Consider the following 4539-nt stretch of genomic DNA (forward strand, 5'->3'; position numbering starts at 1 on the left):
CAATTGTACAGCAATAAACATACAATACAATAAAAAGGTGAACATACAATTTAGGACAGAAATCACAATAAATAGATTTTATAACACCAATAGAGAAACATATGACAAAATGCTGACAGTTTTTTGATTAATTTCTACGGATAACCCAGGCAACAAAAGCAAAACTATAAAAGTGTCACAGCGTCACTTATTTACAATGTAAACTCTGCTATCCATTATTATCCACTCAGTAGCCAAAAGAAGAAGGAACGTCATCAACAAAAATATCACAAAAGAAACCATCCTAATCAGGTAATAAAACCACACATTTTTCTAACCCCCCACGAGGGGAGGGATATAAACCATTAAAAATCCCTTTAAAATAATCAAGATAGACTTATCACAATAATAAAACCTCTCTTTCGTATAAAACTTGACCTAAAAATTGAAGATTAGTAATCATCGGAACGATTATCCATCATCGATAAATTACGGTTGGTGTCATTTCAATCATAACCTGAAATAGTGAAACAACGCGTCAATGTGGTCATCAGCATGACTCTACCAACCTTACAAGGCTATTTGCAGATCTATACTCTCAATATTTCGGTTTATATTCACCAAAAACCACTGAATAAGGTTATCGAGACTCAAATCCATCTTAAATACTGTGTACGATCTTAAGAATGGAGGAGGGAGAAAATAGGAAGCATGATCATGGCTTGAATGATGATCATGCTTCCTAGGTAAAACCCCTATGATGGAAACATGATCAAGGAAGAAAATCGACGAATCACGTTTATTCGGATCCGTTAATCGCAGGATCCAAGATCGGAAAGATGATCAAGTGAAGAAAAATCACCGGAAGCATGATAAATACCAGATAATTTACGGAAGACGTCAGTTGCAATCAGGCTTTATCGATTATCTCTCTTTCGCGATGACCCATAAAATCAGCAACAGAAACCGTGCAAAATCATCATAATCAACATGATCATGCTTTCGTAACACAGGAAAATAGACAAATAAACACTGAGCGTTAAAATGATGACCCCAAAGGGTAAAATCGAATCGAAAATAGATACGCGCTTTAATCAAAGATCTCAAAATACCGATTTGATGATCATGCTTCCTATTATGTTTACGTATCAATGAGCAATGAATTAGAGAAAAGAAGCTTCAATGATAAGCTACCTGTGGATAACCTGTAGAGAAACCGTGATCATTGATCCGAAATCATAATGATCATTGATTCGTTAGTCACATGATCACGCTTCAGTGATCGTTTGATCATGCTTTCAAATAAGCATTGATCATCGTTGCGAATAAGCCATGATCATGCTTCTTGTTGAACTATTTTTTAATCTATTAAATACAATAAGTTAGAAGTAAAAACCCAGCCAGATCATATGATCATATTAATCAATATAGATCAGAATAATCAAAAAGATCAGTTATTTAAAAAACAGAAATTTTCCTTTATTTATGATCTTTTTTTGATTATGCTCTTGGAACTATGGCGATATTACGGCTTGTGTGATACGGAACTAATCATGGCATCAGAAGAAAAATTGTTAATCAAAGCACCACGAAGCCACAAAGATGGGCATCTTTTTGTCGTCTCAGAAACCGCGGTAGACTGGATAGAACAGTATCAACATTTCAAGGGTGTCACCAAAAGTATCATTGAATTGTTAAACTTAATCTCGCTTAGAGGCTTTCGCAGCAAAGATGGTTTAGTGTCTACAACAGAATTGATAGAAGCAACGGATGGTCAGTTGACCAGAGCGGCGATTCAACAAAGGTTACGTGCCGCTGTTGCGATTGGACTGTTTAAACAGATCCCAGTTCGTTTTGAAGAAGGTCTGGCAGGCAAAACCATGCTTCATCAGTTTGTTAATCCTAATCAGCTGATCTCCGTATTAGGTTCAACCAGTCTCATCACCGAATCCGTAAAACAAAGTGAAAAACGTAAACGTTCAAAGGCACTAGCACAAACACAAGTTAACCAACGTTTGTTGCATGAGCATGGTCTTAATACGCCTCCAGCAATGAAAGACGAAGCTGAGCAATTTGTTGTCTCTCCAACCAACTGGGCAGGGATCATTGATCAAGCATTAGCACCACCACGCACACGCAAAAGTTATCAAAAATCGATGGTATCTATCTCAGGAACTCGTGCTGTGATTGAAACGCGATCATCTAAAAACATCATGACGGTCGATGATCTTATGACCCTGTTTGCTCTGTTTACCTTAACAGTACAATATCACGATCATCATCAAGAAGATTATCAGCTCAATGCGAAATACGTTCCTAATAAAACTCCGTTGTATATCACAGATATTTTGTCGTTAAGAGGTAAAAAAGACAGTGGTCCAGCGCGAGACTCGATTCGTGATAGTATTGATCGTATTGAATTTACCGATTTTCAGTTACACGAATTAACCGGTCGCTGGCTGAGTGAGAACATGCCTGAAGGCTTTAAAAGTGATCGTTTTCGTTTTCTAGCACGCACGATCACCGCGTCTGAAGAAGCACCCACAGAAGGCAGCGATGGTGAAATTCGCATTAAACCCAATCTGTATATTTTGGTATGGGAGCCCTCATTTTTTGAAGAATTGATGACCAAAGACTATTTCTTCTTGTTTCCACCTGAAATTCTTAAACAACATACATTAGTCTTCCAACTCTATTCGTATTTTCGTAGCAGAATGTCACGTCGCCATACCGATACCATGATGTTGAGTGAGCTTAATCAGAAATTAGCTCGCAATATCGAATGGCGACGTTTTTCGATGGATCTGATCCGCGAGTTAAGACGATTGTCTAACGATCAAGATAAAACCGGTGATTTTACGGTTAATTTATGGGGTTACCATTTAACGATCAGTGAGCTGGTTGAACAAAGTAAAGTGGTTGATTATCAAGTTGCCATAAAATGTGATGTAGAAGAGGTACTGCGTTATTCTCGCGCCAAGACCACTAATGCAGGTAAGCGTAATATGGCGCCAACGTTACCGAACCCATTGCGAAATGAAATGGTTTCAAAACAAAGGCTTCAAGAGTTATCCGAAATTATTGATGGTGAATTTGAACCGATACAACGTAAACCGTCGACGCCTCGTGGTCGATTAGGGCGACGAGTAAAGTTACGTAAGCATCTGGTTGAGATCAACGCAGATGAAATCACCATAACCTTATCCAAATATACCTCAGCAGAGGCGCTAGAACGAAGCATAACGGCTTTAGCCGCCATGACTGGTCATGCCCCTTCATCCATTCGTGAAGAGTGTCAGGAATTGATTGATAAGCTCGATTGGCTAAAAGTGGATGATTGCGTCGTACCTTACAGCACGTTGAGTAAGGTGATCGAGCTGTATAATACTCAGCACCGCAATAAGCACCTTTCAATCGAGCGATTAATCTCTGGCTTAGCAGTTCGTCGTAAAGTCTGTAAGTTAGTTTATGAAGAGCATATCGACGATACGGTGTTCCGTGCCTTAGACGAAGTGGCTATCGGCGTTTAATCCGCTGTTATTCTCTATCCAATCACGTCCCCTAAACCATCTCTCGTTACCGCTTCTGAGCGATAACGGGAAATGGTTTCGTAAAGTGAATTGAATTCACCGATGAGCACGAAGACTTTCAAACCACTGAGAACAACAGCAACCCGCCTTGATCATGCTTTCATTACTTATCAATGATTGAATTATCGATGACCGCCTATTTAACGAACTGATCAGTAAAATATTTTTCCGCACTAGTTGATTTAGTGAATTTTTTACCGATAATCCGCTCGATGTACTTCTATACTCAGGGTGAGCAGAAAATAATTGAGTCATTTATCGATTATGATAAATGAACCATTGCTTAAGTCACACTCTCGCTAAAATCTGCTTAACAAGGTTTTGGCCTTTTGTTACAGATAACTGGTTCCTAGCATGGTTTGTTCGGAGGTTGCAATGTCTATAAATTCAATTGACCATGATGAAATGACTAACATCGCCAATAAATGGGATGTTGAGGTTACGGAAGAAGCAGAAATGCAGCGTCCTAGTAAAACGCTGAAGTCTGCGCAGGCTCGTCGTCGTATTGAAATGCTACGCGATATTCGTGAAAGTGGTTTAACGATTGAAGAAGCCAAAGAGTTAGGTCTTCTTCACTAAATCACGAAAGATGATTGCGTTTGAAGAGTGACGAATGATCCTCTTCAAGTGGTTTTACGGTTAAAGTGCATGAAACCGTTAATAAAGCAGGGTGGCTAAGGCCTAATGCCGATCAGTTAAGAGATAAATGATCGGTTGAACGATCCTACAGATGGCTTATAAAGGCTCTAAGTTCCTAAAACTTTGAGCCTTTTATTTTGCAATTAACTACAGCCCTAACACTCGCCAAGCGTTACGCCCCCAATACTGAACAACTTGGAAAACTCAGTGACATTCTTTGTCCTGATTTCATCAACCAATGCTTAGAAGCTTCCGGTGTGGCCACTATTCGTAAACGTCGTATCCCTCTCGACATGGCCGTTTGGGCGGTCGTTGCTATGTCGCTTTACCG

At 39.4% G+C, this 4539-nt stretch carries 3 protein-coding genes; all 3 read left to right on the plus strand.

The window, feature by feature from the left end; translation table 11 throughout:
• Positions 1-1532 precede the first annotated feature (1532 nt).
• Positions 1533-3509: a replication initiator protein RctB domain-containing protein gene (locus tag CAG60_RS01965; protein WP_115152779.1), complete on the plus strand. Its 1977-nt coding sequence runs from the start codon at positions 1533-1535 to the stop codon at positions 3507-3509.
• Positions 3510-3944: 435 nt separating this feature from the next.
• Positions 3945-4148: a hypothetical protein gene (locus CAG60_RS01970; RefSeq protein WP_004396838.1), complete on the plus strand. Its 204-nt coding sequence runs from the start codon at positions 3945-3947 to the stop codon at positions 4146-4148.
• Between the two features lie 197 nt (positions 4149-4345).
• The coding region (locus CAG60_RS01975; protein WP_202598463.1) for a transposase domain-containing protein at positions 4346-4539 on the plus strand (194 nt) is incomplete at its 3' end.

Origin of the sequence: Vibrio sp. V33_P6A3T137, from assembly GCF_009904835.1 — a bacterium.
In the GTDB taxonomy this organism is placed as follows: Bacteria; Pseudomonadota; Gammaproteobacteria; order Enterobacterales; family Vibrionaceae; genus Vibrio; species Vibrio metschnikovii.

Coding starts and splice junctions, on each gene's coding strand:
- CAG60_RS01965 (WP_115152779.1), top strand. CDS start 1,533: ATGGCATCAGAAGAAAAATTGTTAATCAAAGCACCACGAAGCCACAAA.
- CAG60_RS01970 (WP_004396838.1), top strand. CDS start 3,945: ATGTCTATAAATTCAATTGACCATGATGAAATGACTAACATCGCCAAT.